A 23,357-nucleotide genomic window follows, 5' to 3' on the forward strand; every position below is an offset into this window, starting at 1 on the left:
GCCATGGCACAGATCCGTTTCATCCACATCGGCGACCTGCACGGGCATCTGGTTCCCCGCCCGAACGTCCGCAGCGACGGAACCGGCCGGCTGGAAGGTGGGCTCGCCCGAATGGCCACCCTCGTCGCACGGTTCCGCGCCGAGCGGCCCGACGCCCTGCTGGTCAACACAGGCGACACCATCCAGGGCAGCGCCGAGGCGCTGTTCACGCGGGGCCAGGCGCTGGTCGACGTCGTCGATGCCCTCGGCCCGGATGTGTTCGCCCCCGGCAACTGGGACTACCTGTACGGGAAGGAGCGCTTCCTCGAACTGTTCGGGCCAGGATCCGGCGGACCGGGAGGGAATCCGCTTCAGCGGCGACGCCCACGAGATCCCTGGCCATGTCGCGGACCTTCGGACGGCAGGTGTGGACATCGTGGTCCTGGTCTCCGAGTTCGGCCTCGCCAAGAACATCCTGATCGCCGAGGACAACCCCGGCATCGACGTCGTGCTCTCCTCCGACATGCACGAGGAGACCCACCAGATCGTCCGGACCGCCACCGGGGCCCTGGTGTCCGAGGTGGGGCAGGACGGCACCCGCCTGGGAGTGCTGGACCTCACAGTCGGGGACGGCGGCATCACCGACTGGTCCTACACACTGCACGTGGTCGACGAGTCCATCGACCCTGACCCGGAGGTCGCGGCGCTCATCGAGGACGTTCGCCGCCCGTTCCTCAGCGGCGCGGACTTCCGGCCGCACGTGAATCCGATCAACGGCACCGTGCTCAGCCGCCCGATCGACGAGGTGGTTGGCCACACCGAGGTGGCGCTCCACCGCAGCGATTTCGTCGACGGCCCCCGCCCCGCGGTGATCTCAGGCACATCGCACGATCTGATCGCCGAGGCGATCCGCGAGGAAGCCGGGGCGGACATCGGGCACCTTCGCGGCTTCCGGTACGGCACCCACGTGGCCCCGGGCCCGATCCGCCTCGAGGACCTGTTCCACTACCTGCCCGTCGGGGCCCAGGTGGGCGTGGGCGACGTGCCCGGGGCGGCGATCGGGAGGCTGCTCGAGAATTCGGCCGACGGCGCCCTCAACCCGGACCCGTGGGCGTGGAAGGGCGGCTGGCTGCACGCCACGGCCGGGGTGCGCTACCGGCTCGACCCCGACGCGTCTGCTGGGGAGCGGACGTCCGAGGTGACCGTTCGACGGGCCCATGGCGGGGCGGAGGAGCCGCTCGATGTGGGGGCCACCTACCGGGTTGCCGGCTACTTCTACGACGCCGCCGCCGGGAAGGTCGGGCCGCTGGACGCGATGGGCGCCGTGGAGGTGCTCCGGGAGGGTGGCCTGGCGGTGGACGTCACCGAGATCGTGACTCGGTACCTCGCCGGGCACCGGGTGTCCGACGTGCCCTCGCTGATCGCCCACACCGGGCCCCTCCCTCCGCCCGAGCACCGAAATCCCGAGATTCAGCCCCTCCGGGGCCGGACTGGTGGGCCCGGCCGGGGTCGGGGGGAGGGTGGCCTCGCAGGGTGAGGATTCTGGGACGGTCTACCGTCCCAGAATCCACACTCCCGGAGGTACTGGCAGCCAGCCCCCCGATCGGGCACACTCGAATCGCCGCACAACAAACACAGAGGGGGACTCCATGGCCGAACGCGAAGCCCTGGCCGGGATGGGCGCGATCATCACCGACGGCGGTGTGGCGTTCCGGGTCTGGGCACCCCACGCCGACAGCGTGGCCGTGACCGGCGACTTCAACGAGTGGAGCATCACCGCCGACCCACTGGGCGACGAGGGCAACGGCTTCTGGTACGGCTTCGTCGAGGGCGCCACGGCAGGGCAGGAGTACAAGTTCCACCTCACCAACGGTGAGCAGGAGCTCGACCGGATCGACCCCTACGCCATGCAGGTGACCAACTCCGTGGGCAACGGCGTCATCTACGACCACGCCGCCTACGACTGGGAAGGCGAGACAGCCCACTGCCCGCCGCATCACCAGATGGTCATCTACGAGATGCACGTGGGCTCCTTCGCCCCCTCCGACGACGGCGTCGGTGGCTTCCACGACGTCATCGAGCAGCTGGACTACCTCCAGGAGCTCGGCGTCAACACGCTCCAGATCATGCCGGTGGCCGAGTTCGCCGGGGACCAGTCCTGGGGCTACAACCCCGCTCACATCTTCGCGGTCGAGAGCGCCTACGGCGGCCCGGACGCCTTCAAGACCCTGATCAAGACCGCGCACTCCCGCGGCTTCGCGGTGATCCTCGACGTGGTCTACAACCACTTCGGCCCCTCGGACCTGGATCTCTGGCAGTTCGACGGTTGGGTCGAGAACGGCAAGGGCGGCATCTACTTCTACAACGACGACCGCTCCTCCACCCCGTGGGGTGACACCCGGCCTGACTACGGCCGCGAGGAGGTGCGCCGCTTCATCCACGACAACGCCATGATGTGGCTGCGCGAGTACCACGTCGACGGCCTGCGCCTCGACATGACGCCCTATATGCGCAGCGTCCACGGCGGCGGGTTCGAACTGGAGGAGGGGTTCGGGCTGATGCGCTGGATCACCGACTCCCTGCGCAGCCAGTACCCCGGCCGCATCTCGATCGCCGAGGACCTCCACGGCCACGACCGCATCGTCGGCACCGAGGACCACGGCGCCGGCTTCCACGCCCAGTGGGACGCCGAATTCGTGCACCCCGTGCGGCACGCCATCACGGCGATGACCGACGAGGAGCGGTCGCTGTCTTCCATCGCGGAGGCGATCTCCCACAACTACGACGGCGACCCGTTCCGCCGCGTCGTCTACACCGAATCCCACGACGAGGTGGCCAACGGCTCCGCGCGCGTCCCGCACGAGATCGACCCGGAGAATGCCGACGGCTGGTTCGCGCAGAAGCGCTCCACCGTCGGCGGCGCACTGGTGATGACCAGCCCCGGCATCCCGATGATCTTCCAGGGCCAGGAGGCGCTGGAGGGCGGCTGGTTCTCCGACGACGACCCCTTGGACTGGGACCGGATCAAGCGGTTCGAGGGGATCACGAAGCTGTACAAGACGCTCATCGACCTGCGCCTCAACCGGGGCGGCGTCACCCGCGGACTGACCGGGCGCGGGCTGAACGTCTACCACGTCAACGAGGAGGACAACGTCATCGTCTTCCAGCGCTGGATGGACCACGGGGCGGGCGACGACGTCGTGGTGGTGGTCAACCTCAGCACCAACACCTACACCGACTACCGGATCGGGATGCCGCACGGCGGGCTGTGGAAGCTGCGGTTCAACAGCGACGCGAAGCTCTACAGCTCGCTCTTCGGCGATCACGACTCCTTCGACGTCACGGCGTTCGAGGAGGACGAGGACGGGATGGGGGCGCACTCGAACATCTCGGTGGGCCCGTACTCGGTGCTCATCTACAGCCAGGACGCCTGACCACTGGGGGTGGCCCGCGTGAACTGGCGAAGGTAGAGTCGTCGGGGTACCGCGCCTCGGGACGGGCCGACGACGACCCCACCGTCGCGCACCTGGGAGACTCCGATGATGGCTGCCAAAATCCCGACCTGGCGAGCGGCGGCAGATCCCGACGATCTGCGCGAGTACGACGCCTTCGGGCCCTGGATCGCCGAGGTCAAGGACCCGGCAGACCTTCCCCGCCGGTTCAGCCGATGGTGGCCCGACCTTGAAGGCGCCCGATACCTCCTCAAGGTGCCGCGCCCCATCGATCGCGCCAAGGTTCACCCCGGGATGGACCTGTACGAATCGGTGATCGCCGTCTTCCCCGACAAGGTGCGCGTACTGCGGGCAGGACCGACAGACGTCACCAGCCGCGAGGCGCCGCGCAACGACGTCGTCGCCACCATCCTCCACACCAACCTCCTGGTGGCCAGATGGACGCTGCTCCTCGCCGACGGAGGCGCGCTGGACGTCGAGTACAACGCCGTGTCGCACCCGACGATCGCGGAGGTGGACCGCTACGTCCTGTCCCACGGGCCAGGCGACCTCAAGCAGCCGGCGGCCCCCGTCGTGACCTCCTCGACTGCGCCGCCCAAGTACCACTTCTTCGGCTCACTGTTGCTGGCCCTCAACACCGGCGCCACCGAGCGCGTCCAGCCGATCCACGTCGACGAGCCCGGCCAGTCCTGCCTCAACGAGCGGGGCCGCCGGCGCCGCTCGGCTGGGGCGATGATCCTCGCGTCATCCGAAGATCTGGTGATCATCAACCGCAACAGGACCGTCGAGCCGCTCTTCCGCCGCTCCAACTACGCCTACAACGTGACCCGGGTCCCGTTCCGGAGAATGACGTCCTTCGAGATCCGCAGGCCCGAGAAGACCTCGCCGCCGAGCTTCACGGAGCTGGTGCTCACGTGCCACAGGACCGTGATCACTCAGGCTGTCCTCACCTCCCCGGACGCGGTGGCAGACCTGCTCGCCGCGCACGGGGTGCCGTCGGCTCGCTGACCGCGAGCCACGAAGGCTCACGACTCCTTCGGGGGCCGACCCCGCTGAGGCAGCGGGCCGGCATCCTTCGGAGACCGACCCGCCCTCTTGAGCGCGTCACGCAGCAGGAGCTCGATCTGCGCGTTGACCGAGCGCAGGTCGTCGGCGGCCCACCGCGCCAGCGCGTCGTGGACGGCGGGGTCGAGCCTGAGCAGCACCGCCTTGCGTTCGGCCATCATGACCTGCCCCCTGCCGTCGCGCCGCTACTCAGGTGTACAGCGAGCCGGTGTTGACGACGGGGGTCACCCGCGAATCGCTGGTGAGGACCACCAGCAGGTTCGACACCATGGCGGCCTTGCGCTCGTCGTCGAGGGTGACCACGTCGTCGCGCTCGAGGCGTTCCAGCGCCTTCTGCACCATGGTCACCGCGCCCTCGACGATCTTCTCGCGGGCCGCGATGATGGCGGAGGCCTGCTGCCGCTGCAGCATCGCCTGGGCGATCTCCGGCGCGTAGGCCAGCGAGGAGATGCGGGTCTCCACCACCTCGAGGCCAGCGATGGCGATCCGTGCGGCCACCTCGTCGGCCAGCTCCCGGGCGACGAGCTCCGTCGAGCCGCGAAGGGTCTCCTCGCCGGCCTCGCCATTGTCGTAGGGGTGGGTGGTGGCCACGTGGCGCAGGGCCGACTCGGACTGCACGGCCACGAACTCGTCGTACTGCTCGACGGCGAACACGGACTTGGCGGTGTCGGCCACCTGCCACACGACGATGGCGGCGATGTTGACGGGGTTGCCGTCGGCGTCGTTGACCTTCAGCTCGTTGGTCTCGAAGTTGCGGACCTTGACCGAGACCTTCTTCTTGGTGGTGAACGGCACGGTCATGAGCAGGCCGGCCTTGCGGATGGTGCCGATGTAGCGGCCGAAGAACTGGATGACCTTGGTGTCTCCGGGGCTGATGATGGTCAGCGAGGAGAACATCACCATGGAGAGCAGGAACGCCAGCATGGAGAGGAACATCCGCCAGCCGCCGCCGTCGTTGTTCTCCAGCTGGATGCCCGCGAGGACGCCCTGCCAGGTGGCGAGGGCGCCGATGACGAGGGCCACGAAGAAGGCGAGCAGGCCGTCGACGTACCAGGCCTTGCGCTCCTCGATGTCCACCCGTGCGCCCTCCCGGCCCACCGGACGGCCCGACGGTGCGCCGCCGAGCGAGTCGCCCTCGAGGTCTGTTGAGGGATCTGGGATGTGGGGGGTGCTCATGGTGCGTCCTTCCGCGAAAATTTCGATATCTAAGTGATATCACATTCTGAAGGCTCTGGGCAAGGCCCCTCCTCCGCCGCCCTGGCCGGGGGACACGGCTGAGCCGGACACGACTCCCGCGGAGGGTCGTGTCCGGCTCAAGGCCTTAGCGGGTGCGGGCCCCCTCGAGCTCAGCCAACTCGTCGTCGGTGGCCATCCGGAACGGCCCGCTGCCCTCGACGGCGGGCGCGGGGGCAAGGCCGCGGGTGGCCCGGAGGCTGGCGACCACGGAGACGGTGAGGATCGTCGCGATCACCGCCAGCGAGATCGCGGTGGGGATGTAGAACACGTCGATCTTGAGCGCCATCTTGATGCCCACCCAGATCAGCACCAGCGCCAGGCCGATCTTGAGGTAGACGAAGCGGTGCATGAGGTCGGCCAGGAGGAAGTACATGGCGCGGAGGCCGAGGATCGCGAACGCGTTGGCCGTGAACACGATGAACGGCTCGCTGGTGACGGCGAAGATCGCGGGGATGGAGTCGACGGCGAACACCACGTCGGTGGCCTCGATCAGCACCAGCACCGCCAGCAGGGGCGTGGCGAGTAGCACGCCGCCCTTGCGGATCAGGAGGCGCTGGCCGTAGTAGGCGTCGGTCATCGGCACGAAGCGGCGGAACAGGCGCAGCACCGCCGACTGCTCGGGGTCAAGGTGCTCGTCGCGCTGCCGGATCATCCGCCAGCCCGTGTAGAGGAGGAAGGCGGCGAAGACGTACAGGATCCAGGTGAAGTTCTCGATCAGGACGGCGCCGACGGCGATGAACGCGCCGCGGAGGACCAGCGCGCCGAGCACGCCGAGGAAAAGGACGCGGTGCTGGAACTGCGGCGGCACCGCGAAGTAGCTGAAGATGACGGCCCAGACGAACACGTTGTCGACGGCCAGCGACTTCTCGATGAGGTAGCCGGCGAAGTACTGCTGACCGATCTCGGGCCCCTGCCACCACCAGAGCAGCGCCCCGAAGCCGACGCCGAGCGCCACCCAGACGGCGCTCCAGGCCGCGGCCTCGCGGACTTTGATGACGTGGGCGTCGCGGTGGGCGACGAGGTCCACGGCGAGCATGGCGAGGATGACGGCGATGACGCCGACCCACACCCAGAGTGAGACGTCCATGATGAACCTTCCGATCGAGTCAGTCGATCGGAGGTCTCTCCCGGTCCGAAGACCGGCTCGCCGGGCCCGATGGCGGACCGTAATGACGACGAGGCGCCTGGGGGATACTCCCCTCCGTGGGCACTATTGAAGCCTATGTTGAAGGTTTGTTCAAGGGCGTCTTTCCGTGCAATGCCGTCCCGGCCCAGAGCCGAGTGTCGCGGGGCCTTGAGTTGAGGGTCGCGGCGGCGTGCAATGGGGGGATGAGTTCTCTGCAGACCTCCCTGCCCATCGCCGGGTTCGTCATCGACGACTCGGCCTGCGATGTCGACGACCTCGCCTTCTGCGGCGGGGTCCAGGTGACGGTGGCCGCCGACGAGAGCTGGGACGGGCTCGTCGAACGCGCCGTCGCCGAGGGGTGGATGGGCGTCGAGGCGTTGTCGGGGATCCCGGGAACGGTGGCCGACGTCGTCCGGGCGAACTCCGCTGCGTATGGTCAGGCGGTCGCGGACACCGTCGCCTCCGTCCGGACCTGGGACCGGGTGGCGGATGCTCAGCGCACGTTCCCCGCCGTCGAGTGCGCGTTCGTGGACGGGGGTTCACGCTTCCAGGAGCCGCTCGACGACGGCGGCCACCGATACGAGCTCCTCGACGTGGCGTTCCTGTTCAAGCAGGGGGACTTCAGCGCCCCGATCGTCGACGGGGTGCTCGCGGGAGCCTTGAGTGTCGCGGTGGGGGCGCGCGTGCCGCTGGCTGAGGTGCGGGCGGCCGCGTTGGCGCTGCCCGCCGTGCACGAAACGCCGTCGGACCCGGCCCCGAACCCCACATAGGGGCTCGGGAGGACATCGCGACGGCGTGTCGTGCACGCCGGGAAGTGGCAGGTCAGTTCCAGGCGAGGTCGATGCGTGGGGCCCCGATCACCAACGGCTCTTCGGCCCTCGATGGCTGGCGTCGGGCGATGTCCAGGTCCACGTCGCGCACCATCATCGCGAAGAACAGCTCATCGTCCGTGAGCCGCCGCGGGTCCCACCTCGAGACTCGATAGGCGGCCCAGGCGAAGCAGCGGACGGCCGTCGCGGGAAACCGGAGCGCAGCAACCGGCCTCCCCACGGCCAGGGACGCCGCCAACGTCCAGCAGGCCACCACCCCCAGCTGCGACATGCCGGGGATGGAGTCGTCATGCATCATCAGATGGCAGGCCTCGTCCAGCAGCTCGGCGATTTCGTGTGTGTCATCGGTCATGGGGTGTCCCTTCTGGTGTGCATCCTCACTCGTCGGCCGTCGCCGGTTCGTGCTCCCACGTGCACACTCTTATTCGGATTCGCACCGCGGACTTCCCCGGCATGCCCCTTTCTGTGGACAACTCGCCTGCCGCGACACGACTGGTGGTCACCTCCGTCAGATCAGCAGAGGGGGCTGGGCGATGGGTCGGGGGCTGTCCGTCCACAATGCGGCCATCGCCACGATCGGCCCACGGGTGCAGGGCATCGCCCTCAGCGGATCTGGATTGCTCGCCAGGTTGCAGTCACGACCCTTCGAGACGGCCCACGCCGCTCCGCGGGCGGCCCTCCTCAGGGAGCGAAGCTCGGTCCCTGAAGATCCCGCAACGACGACGAGATCCGCGTGACGGCAGTAGTCACGACCCTTCGAGACGAGCCGCGCCGCTCCGCGGGCGGCCCTCCTCAGGGAGCGAAAGCTCGGTCCCTGCCGCTCCGCGGGCGGCCCTCCTCAGGGAGCGACAGTTCGGTCCCTGAGGATCCCGCGTCGCGAAGCGACCGCGGGAGTCTCGAAGGGTCGAGAACTCGGACCTGACAGCGAGGGTGGGGGACGTCAGGGCGGCACTGCGCAGCGGTGCCCAACCCGACGATCACCCAACTGGCATCCCGCCCAAGCAGACCCACCCCCAACGCCGCCCTGCCGGCCCACACCCGGGACAGACAACGCCACAAGCCAGACGAGTGCGGGGAGACGGGAGACGATGCCCGGGCGGCCTAGCAACCCGACCACAGACCCCGGCCGCGACGACCTCCGGAGCGTGGACAACGGCCGCCCGGGCATCGACTCACGGCTCACCGCACCCGACCACAAGAACTGCGTGAAAGTGGTAGTCACGACCCTTCGAGACGGCACCCGCGCCTTCGGCGGCGCGCCTCCTCAGGGAGCGGCAGGGACTGCACCCGCGCCTTCGGCGGCGCGCCTCCTCAGGGAGCGGCAGGGACGGCACACGCCCCGCGGACGACGCTCCTCAGGGAACTACATAGCGTCGACACCACACACGACGAAGCGCCGCCCGGGTCAACCCCGGACGGCGCCTTGCCTGGTTGGTGCGGAACTCAGAAGTCGAAGTCCGCGATGTTGTCGCCGTTGAACACGTACGGCTCGCCGAGCAGCACCGAGGCGCCCTCACCGACGGTGTAGGAGCCCAGCTTGCCGGCCTCGAACTCGTCGCCCTCAGCGCCGGTGATGTCACCGTTGACGAGAGCCTGAGCGGCGAAGGCGGCCAGGTAGCCGAGATCGGCAGGGTTCCACAGCGCGAACGCTTCGACGGTGCCGTCCTCGACGTATTCACGCATCTGGTTCGGGGTGCCGAGACCGGTCAGCATGACCTTGCCCTTGTAGTCCGACGTCGACAGGTAGCGCGCCGCAGCGGCGATACCGACGGTGGTCGGGGACACGATGCCCTTGAGCTCCGGGTAGGTCTGGAGCAGAGCGGCGGTCTTGTCGAAGGACATCTGATCGTCGTCATCGCCGTAGGCGACCTCGACGAGCTCGACGTCGGGGTGGTTGGCCGCGAGCTCGGCCTCCATCATCTCGATCCACGCGTTCTGGTTCGTCGCGTTGGCCGAGGCCGACAGCACGGCGATCTGGCCCGCGTCGCCGATCTGCTCGGTGATCAGATCCACCTGGACCTTCGCGATGCCCTCTGCGGTGGCCTGGTTGATGAACAGGTCGCGGCACTCCGGGTTGGTGTCGGAGTCGAAGGTGACGATCTTCACGCCGGCGTCGCGCGCCTCGTTGAGGGCGTCACAGATGGCCTCGGGATCGTTGGCGGACACGACGAGCGCGCCGACGCCCTGCTGGGCCGCGGTCTGGATGAACGGCACCTGCGCGGTGGGCGATGCCTCCGTCGGGCCGACCTCCTCGAACGTGCCGCCGAACTCTTCGACTGCCTCAGCGCCGCCGGCGTTGGAGGTGTCGAAGTAGGGGTTGCCCAGGTTCTTGGGCAGGAACGTCACGCTGACGCTGCCCCCGGCGTCGCCGCCACCGCTGGTTGCGGTGGGGTCAGCTGAACCCTCGGTGCCCGGGTCCGAGCAGCCTGCCAGCGCGAGTGCCGCGGATGCGGCAATCGCGACGAGGCCGAGGCCGAAGCGCCCGGTCTTGCGTCCCTTGATGAACATTGCAGTTTCCTTTCTTGGCCCGTCGTTGGACCGGTGGTCTTTCGTCTCTTTTCAGGCTGCGGCGCCGGTGGCGCCCGCCTGTCCCTTCTTTCTTCCGATGGCCGCGACCCGCTTGGTCCGGATCCAGCCGAGGAAGCTTGCAGACACCACCGACAGGATGAGGACGATGCCGGTGATGACGTTGATGATGTCGCTCGTGACTCCCGCCAGGCGCAGTGCGCTGGACATCGTCCCGATGAGGAACACGCCGGCGATCACGCCGTGCAGCGCCCCGCGACCTCCGAAGATCGACACCCCGCCCAGGAGGACCGAGGCGATGATCAGGAGCTCCATGCCGATGGCGTTGTCGCCTCGGGCGTTGTTGTAGAGAAGTGTGAAGTACACCCCGGCGAAGCCGGAGACCGCCCCGCTCATGACGAACAGCCAGAACTTGGTGCGGACCACGTCGATGCCGGAGAAGGCGGCCACCTCCTTGTTGAGGCCGATCGTGTAGAGGGAGCGGCCGAAGGGGGTGAAGTGCAGCAGCACCGCGAAGATGAGCGCGAGCACGAGGAACGGGATGATGATCACCGGCATCGACGTGCCGGGGATGTTCGCCCGGATGAGGTCCGTCCAGTAGTCGGGGAACTCGCTGATCGCCGTCGTGCCGAGCAGGCCCACCGCGATCCCTCGGAACAGCGCGAGCGTGCCGATGGTCACGGCCAGCGACGGCAGCCCGACGAAGGTGATCAGCCCGCCGTTGATGGCGCCCGCGAGCGTCCCGACGAGGATGGCCACGAGCCCGGCAACCGGCAGCGGCCAGCCCGCCTGCACGCCGAGCCCGGTGACGACGCTCGCCAGGCCGAGGATGCTGGCCACCGAGAGGTCGATCTCCTCGGTGACGATGATGAGCGTCATCGGCAGGGCGATCAGCAGGATGGGCGCGATCTCGCGGATGAGGAAGGTGAGGGTGAGAGGGCTGTCGAAGTTGGGCACCGTCAGCGTCGATACGACGACGACGATGGCGAGCAGAGCGATGATTGCGGTTTCGCGGGTGGCGATGATCCGGCGCCAAAGCGGGTGCTGGTAGGACTTGTACTCCCTCGCGGGATTGTCGGTGAGGGCCGTGGCGGTGCTCATCACTTCACTCCTTCCCTCGCCGCGACGAGTCGTCGATGCTGACGGACGGCGAGGACGCGGTCCAGGATGATGGCGCCGATGATGAGGATGCCCACCACTGCGCGCTGCCAGAAGTCCTGGATGCCGATGATCGGCAGGGCCCGGTTGATGGTGAGCAGCAGGTAGGCGCCGAAGGCAGCGCCCCACACCGTGCCGACGCCGCCGGACATCGCGACGCCACCGATGACGGCGGCACCGATGGCCTGGAGCTCCCAGCCGGTGCCGGCGTTGGAGCTGACGGTGCCGTAGCGGGCAGCGAACAGCACCCCGGCCAGGCCGGCGAGCGCTCCCGACAGGATGAACGCCGAGAGGATCCGCCGGGTGACGCGCAGGCCGTAGAGGTGGGCGGCGTCGGGATCTGAGCCGATGGCGTAGAGCTCCCGGCCGCTGCGCAGGTTGCGCAGGTACCAGGCGGTGACCACCAGCACGAAGACCGCCAGGATGGTCAACAGCGGGATCCCGAGCACGATCTGGGTGCCGAGATCGCGGAAGGACGCGGGCATGTCTGAGGCGTTGATCCGGTCACTGCCGGTCCAGGCCACGTTGATGCCGCGGTAGATGTACATGGTGCCAAGCGTGATGACCAGGGCCGGCACCTTCGCGAACGCCACCAGCGCTCCGTTGATCAGGCCGAGGAGCCCGCCGAGCGCGATGCCGGCGAGGAAGACGAGCCCTGGGTGGATGCCTTCGATGTCGATGAACAGGCGGCCGGTCATGTAGGCGGTGAGGCCGACGACGGAGCCGACGGACAGGTCCACGTTGCGGGTGATGATCACCACGGCCTGGCCGATCGCCACCACCATGAGCAGCGACGGGGTGAGCAGGAGGTCGCGGAAGCCGTCGGAGGAGAAGATGAAGCTCGGGTTGACGGCGGTCGCGGCGATCACGATGAGGATCAGCGCGATGACGATGCCGGTCTCGCGGGCCTTGAGGATGTGGCCGGCCACGTCCAGCACGGAACGCCTCGGCAGCGTTGCGGTTGCCGCGGTCATCACGCGACCTCCTCGTCGGCCGTCGCGGCGAACATCACGGCCTCGGGGGTGGCGTCGGCACGGTCGAACTCGCCGGTGATGCGACCAGCGCGCATCACCAGGACGCGGTCGGCCATGCCGAGCACTTCTGGTAGTTCGGAAGAAATCATCAGGATTGCGAGCCCCTCCTGGGCGAGTTGTGAAATGAGCCGGTGCACCTCGGCCTTGGTGCCGACGTCGATGCCGCGGGTGGGCTCGTCGACGATCAGCACCCGTGGCGTGGTGGCCAGCCACTTTGCCAGGACGACCTTCTGCTGGTTGCCGCCGGAGAGGGTGCCGGCCTCGGCGTCCAGAGCCGCCGTCTTGACCTCGAGCCGGCTGGCCCACACCTTGGCGCTCGCGTTCTCCAGCGCGCCCCAGATGAGGCCGCCCTTCGCCAGCCGCTGCCGGATGGCGAGCGTGAGGTTGAGGGCGACGGACTGGTCCAGGACCTGTCCCTGCTTGCGGCGGTCCTCCGGCACGAGCGCGATGCCCTGCGCCATCGCGGCCTTCGGGTTGCCCTTGGGCAGCGCCTGGCCGCTGACGGTGACCGATCCGGACTGGTAGGGGTCGACGCCGAAGATGGCGCGGACCACCTCGCTGCGGCCTGCGCCGACGAGCCCGGCGAGGCCGACGATCTCGCCGGAGCGCACGGTGAAGGAGATGTCGTTGAAGACGCCCTTCTGGGTGAGTCCCTTGACGACGAGGATGTCCTCGCCGATGTCGGCCGGCAGCTTGGGGAACATCTCGGTGACGTCGCGGCCCACCATCAGGTGCACCAGTTCGTCGACGGAGGTGTCCGCGATGGGCATGGTGTCGATGTAGGAGCCGTCGCGCATGACCGTGACGGTGTCGCAGAGCTCGAACACCTCGTCGAAGCGGTGGGAGATGAACACGAGCGCGCGGCCCTCGTCGCGGAGGCTTCGGGCGACGGCGAACAGCCGTTCCACCTCGACCCCGCTGAGCGCCGCCGTCGGCTCGTCCATGATCAGCACGCGGGCGTCCAGGGAGATGGCCTTGGCGATCTCGATGATCTGCTGGTCCGCGATGGACAGGCCCTCGGTGAGCCGGTCGGGATCGATGCGGACGCCGAGGCGCTCGAAGATCTGCGTGGCCTCGTCGCGCATGGCCTTGCGGTCGATGCGTCCGAAGCGACCGACGGGCTGGCGCCCCATGAAGATGTTCTCGGTGACCGAGAGGTCCGGAAACAGCGTCGGCTCCTGGTAGATCACCGCGATGCCCGCTGCCTTGGACTGGGCGGTGCTGTGGAAGTCCACCGGCTCCCCTTCGAGGCGGAACTCCCCAGCGTCGCGACGGTAGAGCCCGGCGACGATCTTGACGAGCGTGGACTTGCCGGCCCCGTTCTCGCCGATGAGGGCGTGGATGGAGCCCTTCTCCAGGCTCAGGCTGCCCGAGCGGAGCGCGACGACAGCGCCGAAGGATTTCACTACCCTCGACAGCTCTAGAGCCGGCGTCGTCGCCGGTTCGGGTACCGTATCCGTCACTAGCGGTTCTCCTCTTTGAGTGTGTTGCCCTCCTCGCCGAGGGCCGCCTTTGAATCGATTCAACGTCGTTTCATGGTTACAGTATGTTTCAGCGATCCGCCAGGTCAAGTCACCGGAGACAAATGATGCGGATTCGTTAGAGAGGGAGGCACCGGGGCATGGCAGCCGTGAGCATTCGGGACGTGGCGCGGCGCGCCGGGGTGTCGGTCGGCACCGTCTCCAACGTGCTCAACCGGCCCGACGTGGTGTCCGCGGACGCGGTCCTGCGCGTCCAGCAGGCCATCGACGAGCTGGGCTACGTCCGCAACGAGGCAGCCCGGAAACTCAGGCAGGGCATCAGCGGCACCGTCGGCTTCGTCGTCATGGACGGGCAGAACCCGTTCTACAACGACGTGGTCCGGGGGGCCGGCGACGAGGCCACCCAGCACGGCATCGCGATCCTCTTCGGCGACACCGCCGAGGACCCCGCACGGGAACGCATGTACATCGACCTGTTCGAGGAGCACCAGGTGCGCGGCCTGCTCATCGCGCCGTTCGGGGAGGTGTTCAGCCGGCTGGAGAAGCTCCGGAGGCGAGGGATGCCCGCGGTGCTCGTCGGCCGCTACTCGGGCCAGAACCTGTTCAGTTCCATCTCGGCAGACAGCATCGCCGGCGGCCGGATGGCGGTGGAACACCTCATCGCCGGGGGCCGACGAAGGATCGCGTTCGTCGGTGGCCCCTTCGAGCTGCACGAGGTGACCGACCGGCTCGCGGGCGCGAGGGTCGCGGCGGAGAACGCCGGTGGCGTCGAGATCGAGGTGATCCCGACGGCGGCGATGAGTGTCGCGGAGGGCGCGGCCGCGGGCCTGCGGATTCTGTCGCGGCCGCCGAGGGACAGGCCGGACGCGGTCTTCGCGGCCAACGACCTGGTGGCGCTCGGCGTCCTCCAGGCGCTGGTGGAGGACGGCCGGATGCGGGTGCCGGAGGAGATCGCGTTGGTGGGCTTCGACGACATCACCTTCGCGGCCGCGGCGGCGGTGCCCCTGACGTCGATGCGGCAACCGAGCGCGATGATCGGCAGGACGGCGCTGCGGATCCTGCTCGAGGAGGCGGCGGACCCGGAGCTGATCCCCCGGCAGACGGTCTTCCAGCCGGAGTTGATCGTGCGGCGCTCCACCGGCCGTCGCTCCTGAGTCGCCGGGATCGCCTTTGTGACGCGTACACCTTCGCCGTCGCCAGGACCAGGCTGCAACTTGCTATCCATAGAGCGGCTTCTGCGCATATACACACAAACCGCTCTATGGATAGCAAGTTGCAGACCCGCGCCCCCGGCGGGCGGACCGAGACGCGCCGTCGGGCACCGTTACGGAGCTGAGTGCGTGGGGAGGCCCGTGGTGCGTCCATCCCGAACCGCACCGCCGGGCAGCACCTCGGAGATGATCGATGCGTGCACAATAGGTTGGCCCCGCGACCTTCCCGCTGCACGAATGCGGCTCAATGCCCCTTGCCGGGGCCCCTCCCGGGGGAAGATGGTAGACACCACAGCAGGGGCCCAAGGAGGGGACACAATGAAGCGTCTCGACACCGACGTCGTCGTCATCGGAGGCGGCTCGACAGGGCTGGGCGTCGTCCGCGACGCCGCGATGCGCGGATACCGCGCGGTGCTCGTCGAACGCGTCGACCTCGGCCAGGGCACCACCGGCCGGTTCCACGGTCTGCTGCACTCCGGCGGGCGATACGTCGTCAGCGACCCGGGATCGGCCACCGAGTGCGCCGAGGAGAACGCGATCCTGCGCCGCATCCAGGCCAGCGCGGTCGAGGACACCGGCGGTTTCTTCGTCACCCTCGCCGGCGACGACCCGGCCTACGCCGACAAGTTCCTGGCCGGGGCCAAAGCCACGGGCGTCCCAGCCACCGAGATCTCGGTCAAGGAGGCGCTCCGCCGCGAGCCCCGCCTCGACCCCCACATCCAGCGCGCCATCGAGGTGGCCGACGGCTCCGTCGACGGCTGGCAGCTCGTCTGGGGCGCCGCCCGCTCGGCGGAGGCGCACGGCGCGAAGGTGCTCACGTACCACCGGGTGACGAAGATCGAGCGCGACGGCGACCGTGTGGCGGCCGTGATCTGCCGCGACGAGAAGGGCGGCGAGGACGTCCGCATCAACTGCACCTTCGTCCTCAACTGCGCCGGGCCGTGGGCGGGACAGATCGCGGAGATGGCCGGCGCCGAGCCGGTCGCGGTCGTCCCCGGCCGCGGCATCATGATCGCGATGAACCACCGCCTGGTGAACACCGTCATCAACCGCTGCGTCTACCCCACCGACGGCGACATCCTCGTCCCTGTGCACACCGTCTCCATCATCGGCACCACGGACATCCACGAGACGGACCCCGACCACCTGCCGATCCCGCGTGCCGAGGTGCAGCAGATGCTGGACGCCGGCGAGGCGATGATCCCCGGCTTCCGCAAGGCGCGCGCCCTGCACGCCTGGTCCGGGTCGCGGCCGCTGATCAAGGACAAGCGGGTCTCGGTGGAGGACACCCGCCACATGAGCCGCGGCATGGCCGTCATCGACCACTCCCAGACCGACGGCCTGAACGGCATGCTCACCATCGGCGGCGGGAAGCTCACCACCTACCGGCTGATGGCCGAGCACATCGTCGACGCCATGAACCGGCAACTCGGCGAGGAGCGGCCCTGCACCACCGCCGACGAGGTCATCCCCGGCAGCGAGGACCGCAAGCTCTACACCGTCACGCACCGCCTCGAGGACCGCGAGAAGGACCGCCTGGACGACCAGATCATCTGCGAGTGCGAGCTGATGAACCGCTCCATGTTCGTGCGGCTCCTCAAGGAACAGCCCGACGCCACCCTCGACGACCTGCGCCGCCAACTGCGTCTCGGCATGGGTCCTTGTCAGGGCGGGTTCTGCGCCGCTCGCGCCGCCGGACTGGCCTGCTCGGAGAAGGCGATCGACGCGGAGCCCGCCTCCGGGCTGCTTCGCCTGTTCCTCAAACACCGGTGGATCGGCATCTGGCCCATCCTGTACGGCCAACAGGTGCGCCAGACCGCCCTGGACCACTGGATCTTCGCCGGAACGCTCGACGTCGAGCACCTGCCCCAGCCTGAAGAGGAGATCGTGCGATGAGCGACGTCGTCGTCATCGGGGCCGGACTTGCCGGCCTCACCGCCGCGCTGCGGCTTGCCCGCGCCGGGAAGTCCGTCACCCTGACCACGAAGGGGCCCGGCGGGCTCCAGCTGTCCCAGGGCACCGTCGACATCCTCGGCTACACACCGGAGCGGGTCACCGCACCGCTGGATGCGGTGGCGGCCGTCTCCAGTGAGCACCCGTATGCCTCGATCGGCGCCGACGCCGTGGCCGCGGGCGTGTCCTGGCTCGCCGAGGAGCTCGGCCCGAACCTGCTCGTGGGCGATCCGGCGCGCAACTATCACCTGCCGACGGCGGTCGGCGCCGTGCGCCCGACGGCGCTGGCCCAGCCGTCGATGGTCGCGGGGGACGCGGTGGGCGGTAAGAGTTACGCCGTCGTCGGCGTGCGGCAGCTCAAGGACTTCCCGGCGGACCTCATCGCCGGCAACCTCGCCCGCTCGAAGGCCCCCGACGGCGGCGCCCTGAGCGCGCACTCAGCCTGGATCAACCTCCCCGCGCGGAAGGGTGAGGCGGACCCCACCCCGCTCACCTACGCCCGAGCGATGGACGATCAGTCCTTCGCCGCCGCGTTCGCGACGGCGGTCGCGGCTGTCGCGGGGAAGGCCGACGTGGTCGCGCTGCCCGCCGTGCTCGGCATCAAGCGCCGCGACGTGTGGCGGCAGGTCGCTGACCAGCTCGGCCGCGACATCTGCGAGATCCCCCTGCCCCCGCCGTCGGTGCCGGGCCTGCGGCTCTATGACGCGCTGCTGGCGATGGTGCGCGCCGCGGGCGTGCGATTCGTGCAGGGCAGCCGCATCGTCGGCTTCACCCCTGGCGGCGACGGCGTGGCCTCGGTCACGCTGGCCGCGGCCGGCGGGCCCCGCCACCTGAAGGCCGCCTCGTTCGTGTTCGCACCGGGCGGCTTCGAGAGCGGCGCACTCGACGTCGACTCGTTCGGCGCGATCACCGAGCCCGTGTTCGGGCTCCCGCTGACGGCAACGGACGCGACCCCGCTGATCCCCTCGGTCTACTGGGGCCCGCAGGCCCTGTTCGAAGTGGGAGTCCGCACCGACGACGCCGGCAGACCGGTCGACGCCGCCGGCACCGCCGTCCACCCCAACCTGTTCGTCGCGGGCGGCATCATCGCCGGCGCCGAGCGCTGGCGCGACAAGTCAGGCGACGGGATCGCCGTCGCCACGGCCGTCCGGGCCGCCGATCACATCACCGGAGGTGCACGATGAGCGAGAAGCGCGACGAGCGGGCCAAGGCCCTGCGGGAGCGGCTCAACAACGAGCTGCAGCGGATGAGCCTGGACATGTGCGTCAAGTGCACCATCTGCGAGACCTCGTGCCCGGTCTCCGCGGTCACGCCGCTGTTCTCGGGCCCCAAGTTCGTGGGGCCCCAGGCGGAACGGTTCCGCGACGACGAGTCGGTGGACCACTCCGTCGACTACTGCTCCAGCTGTGGCACCTGTTCGGTCGTCTGCCCCCAGGGTGTCAACGTGGCCGAACTCAACTCCCTGGCACGCGCCGTGATGAAGGCCGAAGAGGGCGTGCCGGTGCGCGACAAGATGATCACGCAGACGGTGCTGATGGGCAAGGCCATGACCCCCATCGCGCCCATCGCGAACGCCGTGCTGGGCAACAAGGCGGCGCGCTACGCCATGGAGAAGGTGGTGGGCGTCCACCGCGACGCCCCCATGCCCACCGCCCGAGGCGAATCCCTGCACAAGTGGCTGAAGAAGCGGCCCGCACGGACCAAGCCCGCCACCCGCGGCGCCCTGGTCTACTTCCACGGCTGCGCCGGCGGCTACTTCGAAGTGGACGCGGCAAAGAAGGCCATCGAGGTGCTGGAGCACCTGGGCTACGAAGTGATCGTGCCCCAGCAGGGCTGCTGCGGCCTGGCCGAGCAGAGCAACGGCCTGTTCGAGGCTGCCAGCGCGTCGGTCCGGAGGCTCGTCGACCAGCTTCGCACCCCGGGCACTGACCTGACGATCATCAGCACCGCGGGCAGCTGCACCGGCATGCTCAAGCACGAGGCGCACCAGATCCTTGGCATCCACGACCCCGAACTGCTGGACGTCGGCACGCGAATCCGGGAGATCTCCGAGTTCCTCATGGAGCTCTACGAGGCGGGCGAGCTGCCGACGGACTTCCACCCGGTCAACATGCGCCTGCCGTACCACGCGCCGTGCCAGCTGAAGAGCCAGGGCATCGGAACCCCGGCGTCGGATCTGCTGCGGCTCATCCCCGGGCTCGAGGTCATCGACAGCAATGTCACCTGCTGCGGGATCGCCGGCACGTATGGGTTGAAGAAGGAGAAGTACGAGATCGCGCAGGCAGTCGGCCAGCCGTTGTTCGACATGGTGCAGGCCAACAACGACGGCCTCGCCGCGTGCGACACGGAAACGTGCCGGTGGCAGATCGAGAAGTCGAGCGGCGTCGAGACGGTCCACCCGATCGTGCTGGTGCACCGCGCCTACGGGTTGGGCGGGGTGGTCACCCGCTGACCCTTGCGCCCGGTTTGGATCCCTGCCCCACTCCTCAACCTGAAGCCGACGCGACCTCGCTCTGACAAGGGCTGTTGACCTCTGCGAGCGATGCCTCCGCGCGTGGTCGAGCTGCGCGGAGAAGGCCCAGAAATTGGTTCAAGAATTTCTTGCATGGCGGGCTTTCTGGGCCCGTTTTTGTCGGTGGTCGTTGCCAGAATGATTCACATGAGCGAGACGGTGGTGGACCTGGGACAGCGGTACCTCGCCGCCCTGTGGGACGCCGCCGCCGCGCTCGGTTCGGACGCGGTGGCGGTGGAGCGTCTGGCGGCTCTGGTGGACTCGATCGGTGAGTTCGAAGCCCAACTCGCTGGGCTCAGGCTGCACCTGCTCCACGAGGCCAGGCTGTCCGCGGCGGACCGGGTGGTGGAGGGGGTGCGGCAGTCGGTGCGCACCACGCCTTCGCAGGCCACCGCCGCATTGCGTCTCGCCACGGATTTGGGGGACCGGTTCGGGTTGATCGCCGCCGCGTTGAGTCAGGGTGTGGTCTCTCTGCCGCAGGCCGAGGCGATCGTGGCCGGGTTGAAGAAGCTCCCCTCCCGCCTGACCCGCGGCGAGTTGGTGGAGTGTCAGGAGTTGATCCTGGCCCACGTCGACACCCTCGGCCCCAGCGAGTTGCGGATCCTGGCGTCGCGCCTGACGGAGGTGATCGACCCGGACCGCGCCGACGCCGACGACGCGACGCGTCTGGCGCGGGAGGAGCGCACCGCGCATCGGGACCGGTTCCTGCATCTGGCGCCGGATCATCACGGGTCGATGCGGATCACGGGCCAGCTCCCTGTCGCCGACGCCGCCCTGTTGTCAGCTCAACTGGATGCGTTGATGCCTCCGGCGTCGAAGTACACGGACACCGGGGAGGCGCCGAGCCGTGGCGCCCGACGCGCCGATGCCCTGGTGCTCCTGACTCAGCATGCCGCGGGTCACGGCACGCTGCCCTCGCACGGGGTGGACCGCCCCCACGTCCACATCACCCTGGACTACGACACCCTGGTCACCGGCCTCGGCGATGTGACACTGCTCGGCGGCGGCGTGGTCGACGGGCTGTCGGCCAGCGAGGCGCGGCGCCTGGCGTGCGACGCGGACCTGATCCCCATGGTGCTGGGCACCACCTCCCGGCCGCTGGACGTGGGCCGGACCCATCGCCTGTTCACCCCCGCCCTGCGCGCGGCGATCGTGCAGCGGGATCAAGGGTGCGTGTTCCCCGGCTGCACCGCCCCACCGGCGCCGTGTCAGGCGCATCACATCATTTCCTGGTGGGCCGGCGGGGACACCTGCCTGGCCAACGGCGTTCTGCTCTGCCCCCACCACCATCGCCTTGTCGAACCCGATCCGCTGCAGTCCGCAGAATCCCAGTGGCAGGTGCACATCGACCAAGTGACCGGCCTGCCGTGGTTCACCCCACCGCGGCACATCGACCCCGCCCGCCGACCACGGCAGCATCAGCGCCACCGCCTTCAACAACTGGCACCGCTGGTCGGGGGAGCACTATGCCCACTGGAGCCCGACCGGCATGAGTGGGACCATGACCCCCCGGATCCGCCCGACTGGGATCTGGAGCCGCCGGACCCGGACACGTGCAGCCTGCCCGACCACCACGGACCGGCCCTCGACGAGCTCATCCGCAGCGCCACTGCCTGGGGCACTGACGCGGCCTGAGTGCATGAACCGCGTGCGGGAGGGTGGTTTGGACTTGGATCGGGCTCCGCGTCGGCTCAGCCGCTGACCCGCAACGCGGTCGATCAAGTCACGACGGTGAGCCGACCTTCCGCCTTCGCCGGTACAGTCAGCCCCATGGCTCCTACATCGGGCTCACCCGGCCGCCGCGCCGTGTTCCTCGACATCGACGGCACCTACGCCGACCACGGCGAGGTTCCCCCAGCTCATGCGACGGCGGTGCGCAGGGCGCGCGCGGCCGGCCACCTGGTGTTCCTGTGCACCGGTCGGCCGAAGTCGATGGTGCCGCCCCGGATCCTGGAGGCGGGGTTCGACGGGTTCGTCGGCGGGGCCGGCGCCTACGTCGAGGTGGACGGACAGGTGCTCGCCGACGTCCGGTTCCCGCCAGCCGTGGCCGCCCGCACCGTCGAGGTTCTCCTCGAGCACGACGTGGCGTTCCTGCTGGAGGCGACGGAGGGGTTGTGGGGCCCGCCTGGTGTCGACGTGCGCGTGGCCCGTCACCTGGAGCCTCATCTTCGCTCAGAAGACCCCGCGCAATCGCGGCCCTTCGACCTCCTCGACAACCTGCGGATGACCGATGACCTCTCCGACGCCTCGTTCGGGAAGGTCTCCTGCGTCGAGTCCCCCACCCTTATCCCGGAGTTGGCCGAGCTGATCGGTCCCGAGGTGGCTGCGCTTCCGAGCTCCATCCCGGACCTGGGCTCCGCGGCCGGCGAGCTCTACCTGGTGGGCGTGCACAAGGCCGTCGGGATGCGCCTGGTCGTGTCGTCGCTGGGCGTGGACCCCGCGACAGTCGTCGCAGTCGGCGACGGGCTCAACGACCTCGAGATGATCGACGAGGCCGGCGTCGGCGTCGCCATCGAAGGCGCCCATCCCCGCGTCCTGGCGGTAGCAGACCGCGTGGCTGCTGGCCCCAGGGATAGCGGTCTGGCTACGCTCTTCGCGGACCTCGGGCTGTTCTGAGGCGCCAGCGGTCGCGAGCCTCGGCCGGTCCCGGCGCCGTGACCAGCGCTTCCCTTCCACGATGCCGCCCACGGCTCAGACGGCACCCTCGACGCCGGGCCAAACGTAGAATGCCACCATGCCGCGTGACGCACGCCTCGATGAGCTCGCGTTGCTGCGCCGGGCGCGCGACGTGATGGACCGACGCTTCGCCGAACCGCTCGACGTGGCCGCGATCGCCGCGGAGGCCTACATGTCCCCGGCGCATTTCACGCGCCGCTTCAAGGCCGCTTATGGCGAGACTCCGCATGCCTACCTGATGACCCGTCGGATCGAGCGCGCCCAGTGGCTGCTGCGCGGTGGCGGCCTGACCGTCACAGAGGTGTGCCTGGCCGTGGGCTGTACGTCGCTCGGGTCATTCAGTGCGCGGTTCACCCAGCTGGTGGGGCGGACACCCACCGCCTATCGGGCCGGAGACCATTCGGCGCTGATCGGGGTGCCCAGTTGCGTGGCCCGGCTCGCCACCAGACCGAGCAGGAATGGAGAAGCGCCTAGCCCGCGGCCGGTCTAGCGTTGCGGGCATGGACATCAAGCTCTCGACCTCATTCATCACCGTCAACGACCCGGATGCCGCCCTCGCCTTCTACCGCGACGTGCTCGGCCTCGAGGTGCGCATGGACGTGCCCCAAGGTGAGTTCCGCTGGATCACCGTCGGCTCGCCGACGCAGCCCGACGTCGGGATCGTGCTGTCGAACTACGTGGACGGCTCGCCGGAGGACATCGAGGTGATCCGGGCCCTCGTCGCGAAGGGCGGCATGAACGCGGCGCACTTCAGCTCCTCCGACGTCGACGCCGTCTTCGCCAAGGCCACGGAGGCCGGAGCCGAGATTGTCTCCGAGGTCGCGGACCAGCCGTGGGGGGTCCGGGACTGCGCCTTCCGCGACCCGTCCGGGAACCTCGTGCGCGTCGACCAGGCGTGACCCCTCCCTAGGAGGTGGATCTGGTGCCGTAGTCGAAACTAGATCCGCCACTCAGCTGCACGAGGCAAGTCGTCGTGCTGGAGGTCGGACGCCTCCGCGACGAAGCGTTGAACGAGCGCGACGACGGCGCTCTCGTCGCGCCCTCCGCCCACGAGGTGGACAGTGCCGGGTCGCGCGATCGTCGGGTGGGTGGTGTCGGCGATGCTCATGATCATCATC

Annotated in this window: 22 protein-coding genes; 13 read left to right on the forward strand and 9 right to left on the reverse strand. The window is 69.0% G+C overall.

Annotated elements, in window-relative coordinates; translation table 11 throughout:
* Positions 1-3: 3 nt before the first annotated feature.
* From H5399_RS18370 to H5399_RS00270, 4 genes are all read left to right on the forward strand, one after another.
* A complete protein-coding gene (locus H5399_RS18370; RefSeq protein ID WP_370585649.1) occupies positions 4-669 on the forward strand; it encodes a metallophosphoesterase in 666 nt (221 codons plus the stop codon).
* A gap of 115 nt (positions 670-784) precedes the next feature.
* A complete protein-coding gene (locus H5399_RS00260; RefSeq protein ID WP_370585681.1) occupies positions 785-1,516 on the forward strand; it encodes a 5'-nucleotidase in 732 nt (243 codons plus the stop codon).
* Between the two features lie 112 nt (positions 1,517-1,628).
* The gene (locus H5399_RS00265) at positions 1,629-3,413 is read left to right on the forward strand and encodes an alpha-amylase family glycosyl hydrolase (RefSeq protein WP_182781037.1); all 1,785 of its coding nucleotides are present in this window, start codon (positions 1,629-1,631) and stop codon (positions 3,411-3,413) included.
* A gap of 105 nt (positions 3,414-3,518) precedes the next feature.
* Positions 3,519-4,439: a hypothetical protein gene (locus H5399_RS00270; RefSeq protein WP_182781038.1), complete on the forward strand. Its 921-nt coding sequence runs from the start codon at positions 3,519-3,521 to the stop codon at positions 4,437-4,439.
* A 17-nt stretch (positions 4,440-4,456) separates the two neighbouring features.
* Here the strand turns inward: H5399_RS00270 and H5399_RS00275 are convergent, their stop codons facing one another.
* The 3 genes from H5399_RS00275 to H5399_RS00285 all read right to left on the reverse strand — a co-directional run bounded on the left by H5399_RS00275 (position 4,457) and on the right by H5399_RS00285 (position 6,819).
* A complete protein-coding gene (locus H5399_RS00275) occupies positions 4,457-4,657 on the reverse strand; it encodes a hypothetical protein (protein WP_255421928.1) in 201 nt (66 codons plus the stop codon).
* 28 nt (positions 4,658-4,685) lie between these two features.
* Complete coding sequence (locus H5399_RS00280; protein ID WP_182781039.1) at positions 4,686-5,672, reverse strand: SPFH domain-containing protein; 987 nt, start codon at positions 5,670-5,672, stop codon at positions 4,686-4,688.
* A 145-nt stretch (positions 5,673-5,817) separates the two neighbouring features.
* Positions 5,818-6,819: a TerC family protein gene (locus tag H5399_RS00285; protein ID WP_182781040.1), complete on the reverse strand. Its 1,002-nt coding sequence runs from the start codon at positions 6,817-6,819 to the stop codon at positions 5,818-5,820.
* A 242-nt stretch (positions 6,820-7,061) separates the two neighbouring features.
* On the opposite strand from H5399_RS00285, the gene H5399_RS00290 reads away from it, so the two are divergent.
* The gene (locus tag H5399_RS00290; RefSeq protein ID WP_182781041.1) at positions 7,062-7,628 is read left to right on the forward strand and encodes an FAD-binding protein; all 567 of its coding nucleotides are present in this window, start codon (positions 7,062-7,064) and stop codon (positions 7,626-7,628) included.
* Between the two features lie 52 nt (positions 7,629-7,680).
* Here the strand turns inward: H5399_RS00290 and H5399_RS00295 are convergent, their stop codons facing one another.
* From H5399_RS00295 to H5399_RS00315, 5 genes are all read right to left on the reverse strand, one after another.
* The gene (locus H5399_RS00295; RefSeq protein ID WP_182781042.1) at positions 7,681-8,040 is read right to left on the reverse strand and encodes a hypothetical protein; all 360 of its coding nucleotides are present in this window, start codon (positions 8,038-8,040) and stop codon (positions 7,681-7,683) included.
* A 1,091-nt stretch (positions 8,041-9,131) separates the two neighbouring features.
* On the reverse strand, positions 9,132-10,196 hold the full coding sequence (rhaS, locus tag H5399_RS00300; protein WP_182781043.1) for a rhamnose ABC transporter substrate-binding protein: 1,065 nt from the start codon (positions 10,194-10,196) through the stop codon (positions 9,132-9,134).
* 51 nt (positions 10,197-10,247) lie between these two features.
* Positions 10,248-11,315 (reverse strand): ABC transporter permease, encoded by a 1,068-nt coding sequence (locus tag H5399_RS00305; RefSeq protein WP_182781044.1) that lies wholly within the window; start codon positions 11,313-11,315, stop codon positions 10,248-10,250.
* Complete coding sequence (locus tag H5399_RS00310; protein WP_182781045.1) at positions 11,315-12,346, reverse strand: ABC transporter permease; 1,032 nt, start codon at positions 12,344-12,346, stop codon at positions 11,315-11,317. The genes H5399_RS00305 and H5399_RS00310 overlap by 1 nt, the downstream gene beginning before the upstream one ends.
* Positions 12,346-13,869, reverse strand: a complete 1,524-nt coding sequence (locus H5399_RS00315) for a sugar ABC transporter ATP-binding protein (RefSeq protein ID WP_182781046.1) — start codon at positions 13,867-13,869, stop codon at positions 12,346-12,348. Before H5399_RS00315 ends, H5399_RS00310 begins: the two co-directional genes overlap by 1 nt.
* Before the next feature lie 158 nt (positions 13,870-14,027).
* Here H5399_RS00315 and H5399_RS00320 point away from each other — a divergent pair, with 158 nt between their 5' ends.
* The 8 genes from H5399_RS00320 to H5399_RS00355 all read left to right on the forward strand — a co-directional run bounded on the left by H5399_RS00320 (position 14,028) and on the right by H5399_RS00355 (position 23,138).
* Positions 14,028-15,041 (forward strand): LacI family DNA-binding transcriptional regulator, encoded by a 1,014-nt coding sequence (locus H5399_RS00320; RefSeq protein WP_182781047.1) that lies wholly within the window; start codon positions 14,028-14,030, stop codon positions 15,039-15,041.
* A gap of 375 nt (positions 15,042-15,416) precedes the next feature.
* Entirely contained in the window at positions 15,417-16,994 is a 1,578-nt protein-coding gene (glpA, locus tag H5399_RS00325; protein WP_182781048.1) for an anaerobic glycerol-3-phosphate dehydrogenase subunit GlpA, read from the forward strand.
* On the forward strand, positions 16,991-18,235 hold the full coding sequence (gene glpB, locus H5399_RS00330; protein WP_182781049.1) for a glycerol-3-phosphate dehydrogenase subunit GlpB: 1,245 nt from the start codon (positions 16,991-16,993) through the stop codon (positions 18,233-18,235). Before glpA ends, glpB begins: the two co-directional genes overlap by 4 nt.
* Entirely contained in the window at positions 18,232-19,503 is a 1,272-nt protein-coding gene (locus H5399_RS00335) for an anaerobic glycerol-3-phosphate dehydrogenase subunit C (RefSeq protein WP_182781050.1), read from the forward strand. The genes glpB and H5399_RS00335 overlap by 4 nt, the downstream gene beginning before the upstream one ends.
* A 207-nt stretch (positions 19,504-19,710) precedes the next feature.
* Positions 19,711-21,198, forward strand: coding sequence for an HNH endonuclease signature motif containing protein (locus tag H5399_RS00340; RefSeq protein ID WP_182781051.1), 1,488 nt, complete (start codon positions 19,711-19,713; stop codon positions 21,196-21,198).
* A 135-nt stretch (positions 21,199-21,333) separates the two neighbouring features.
* The gene (locus H5399_RS00345) at positions 21,334-22,179 is read left to right on the forward strand and encodes an HAD-IIB family hydrolase (protein WP_182781052.1); all 846 of its coding nucleotides are present in this window, start codon (positions 21,334-21,336) and stop codon (positions 22,177-22,179) included.
* A 118-nt stretch (positions 22,180-22,297) separates the two neighbouring features.
* Positions 22,298-22,729 carry a helix-turn-helix domain-containing protein gene (locus tag H5399_RS00350; protein ID WP_182781053.1) on the forward strand — a complete coding sequence of 144 codons (432 nt, stop codon included), beginning with the start codon at positions 22,298-22,300 and terminating at the stop codon, positions 22,727-22,729.
* 10 nt (positions 22,730-22,739) lie between these two features.
* On the forward strand, positions 22,740-23,138 hold the full coding sequence (locus H5399_RS00355; protein ID WP_182781054.1) for a VOC family protein: 399 nt from the start codon (positions 22,740-22,742) through the stop codon (positions 23,136-23,138).
* 38 nt (positions 23,139-23,176) lie between these two features.
* Here the strand turns inward: H5399_RS00355 and H5399_RS00360 are convergent, their stop codons facing one another.
* Complete coding sequence (locus H5399_RS00360) at positions 23,177-23,347, reverse strand: hypothetical protein (RefSeq protein WP_182781055.1); 171 nt, start codon at positions 23,345-23,347, stop codon at positions 23,177-23,179.
* Positions 23,348-23,357 lie beyond the last annotated feature (10 nt).

The organism is Tessaracoccus sp. MC1627 (assembly GCF_014164725.1).
GTDB lineage: Bacteria > Actinomycetota > Actinomycetes > Propionibacteriales > Propionibacteriaceae > Arachnia.

What these genes read in the sequence shown, in the direction of transcription:
- H5399_RS00310 (WP_182781045.1), bottom strand. Translation starts at nt 12,346, where the DNA reads ATGACCGCGGCAACCGCAACGCTGCCGAGGCGTTCCGTGCTGGACGTG.
- glpA (WP_182781048.1), top strand. Translation starts at nt 15,417, where the DNA reads ATGAAGCGTCTCGACACCGACGTCGTCGTCATCGGAGGCGGCTCGACA.
- H5399_RS00265 (WP_182781037.1), top strand. Translation starts at nt 1,629, where the DNA reads ATGGCCGAACGCGAAGCCCTGGCCGGGATGGGCGCGATCATCACCGAC.
- H5399_RS18370 (WP_370585649.1), top strand. Translation starts at nt 4, where the DNA reads ATGGCACAGATCCGTTTCATCCACATCGGCGACCTGCACGGGCATCTG.
- H5399_RS00355 (WP_182781054.1), top strand. Translation starts at nt 22,740, where the DNA reads ATGGACATCAAGCTCTCGACCTCATTCATCACCGTCAACGACCCGGAT.
- H5399_RS00285 (WP_182781040.1), bottom strand. Translation starts at nt 6,819, where the DNA reads ATGGACGTCTCACTCTGGGTGTGGGTCGGCGTCATCGCCGTCATCCTC.
- H5399_RS00280 (WP_182781039.1), bottom strand. Translation starts at nt 5,672, where the DNA reads ATGAGCACCCCCCACATCCCAGATCCCTCAACAGACCTCGAGGGCGAC.
- H5399_RS00350 (WP_182781053.1), top strand. Translation starts at nt 22,298, where the DNA reads ATGCCGCGTGACGCACGCCTCGATGAGCTCGCGTTGCTGCGCCGGGCG.
- glpB (WP_182781049.1), top strand. Translation starts at nt 16,991, where the DNA reads ATGAGCGACGTCGTCGTCATCGGGGCCGGACTTGCCGGCCTCACCGCC.
- H5399_RS00275 (WP_255421928.1), bottom strand. Translation starts at nt 4,657, where the DNA reads ATGATGGCCGAACGCAAGGCGGTGCTGCTCAGGCTCGACCCCGCCGTC.
- H5399_RS00305 (WP_182781044.1), bottom strand. Translation starts at nt 11,315, where the DNA reads ATGAGCACCGCCACGGCCCTCACCGACAATCCCGCGAGGGAGTACAAG.
- H5399_RS00320 (WP_182781047.1), top strand. Translation starts at nt 14,028, where the DNA reads ATGGCAGCCGTGAGCATTCGGGACGTGGCGCGGCGCGCCGGGGTGTCG.
- H5399_RS00340 (WP_182781051.1), top strand. Translation starts at nt 19,711, where the DNA reads ATGAGCGAGACGGTGGTGGACCTGGGACAGCGGTACCTCGCCGCCCTG.
- H5399_RS00345 (WP_182781052.1), top strand. Translation starts at nt 21,334, where the DNA reads ATGGCTCCTACATCGGGCTCACCCGGCCGCCGCGCCGTGTTCCTCGAC.
- rhaS (WP_182781043.1), bottom strand. Translation starts at nt 10,196, where the DNA reads ATGTTCATCAAGGGACGCAAGACCGGGCGCTTCGGCCTCGGCCTCGTC.
- H5399_RS00270 (WP_182781038.1), top strand. Translation starts at nt 3,519, where the DNA reads ATGATGGCTGCCAAAATCCCGACCTGGCGAGCGGCGGCAGATCCCGAC.
- H5399_RS00295 (WP_182781042.1), bottom strand. Translation starts at nt 8,040, where the DNA reads ATGACCGATGACACACACGAAATCGCCGAGCTGCTGGACGAGGCCTGC.
- H5399_RS00290 (WP_182781041.1), top strand. Translation starts at nt 7,062, where the DNA reads ATGAGTTCTCTGCAGACCTCCCTGCCCATCGCCGGGTTCGTCATCGAC.
- H5399_RS00335 (WP_182781050.1), top strand. Translation starts at nt 18,232, where the DNA reads ATGAGCGAGAAGCGCGACGAGCGGGCCAAGGCCCTGCGGGAGCGGCTC.
- H5399_RS00360 (WP_182781055.1), bottom strand. Translation starts at nt 23,347, where the DNA reads ATGAGCATCGCCGACACCACCCACCCGACGATCGCGCGACCCGGCACT.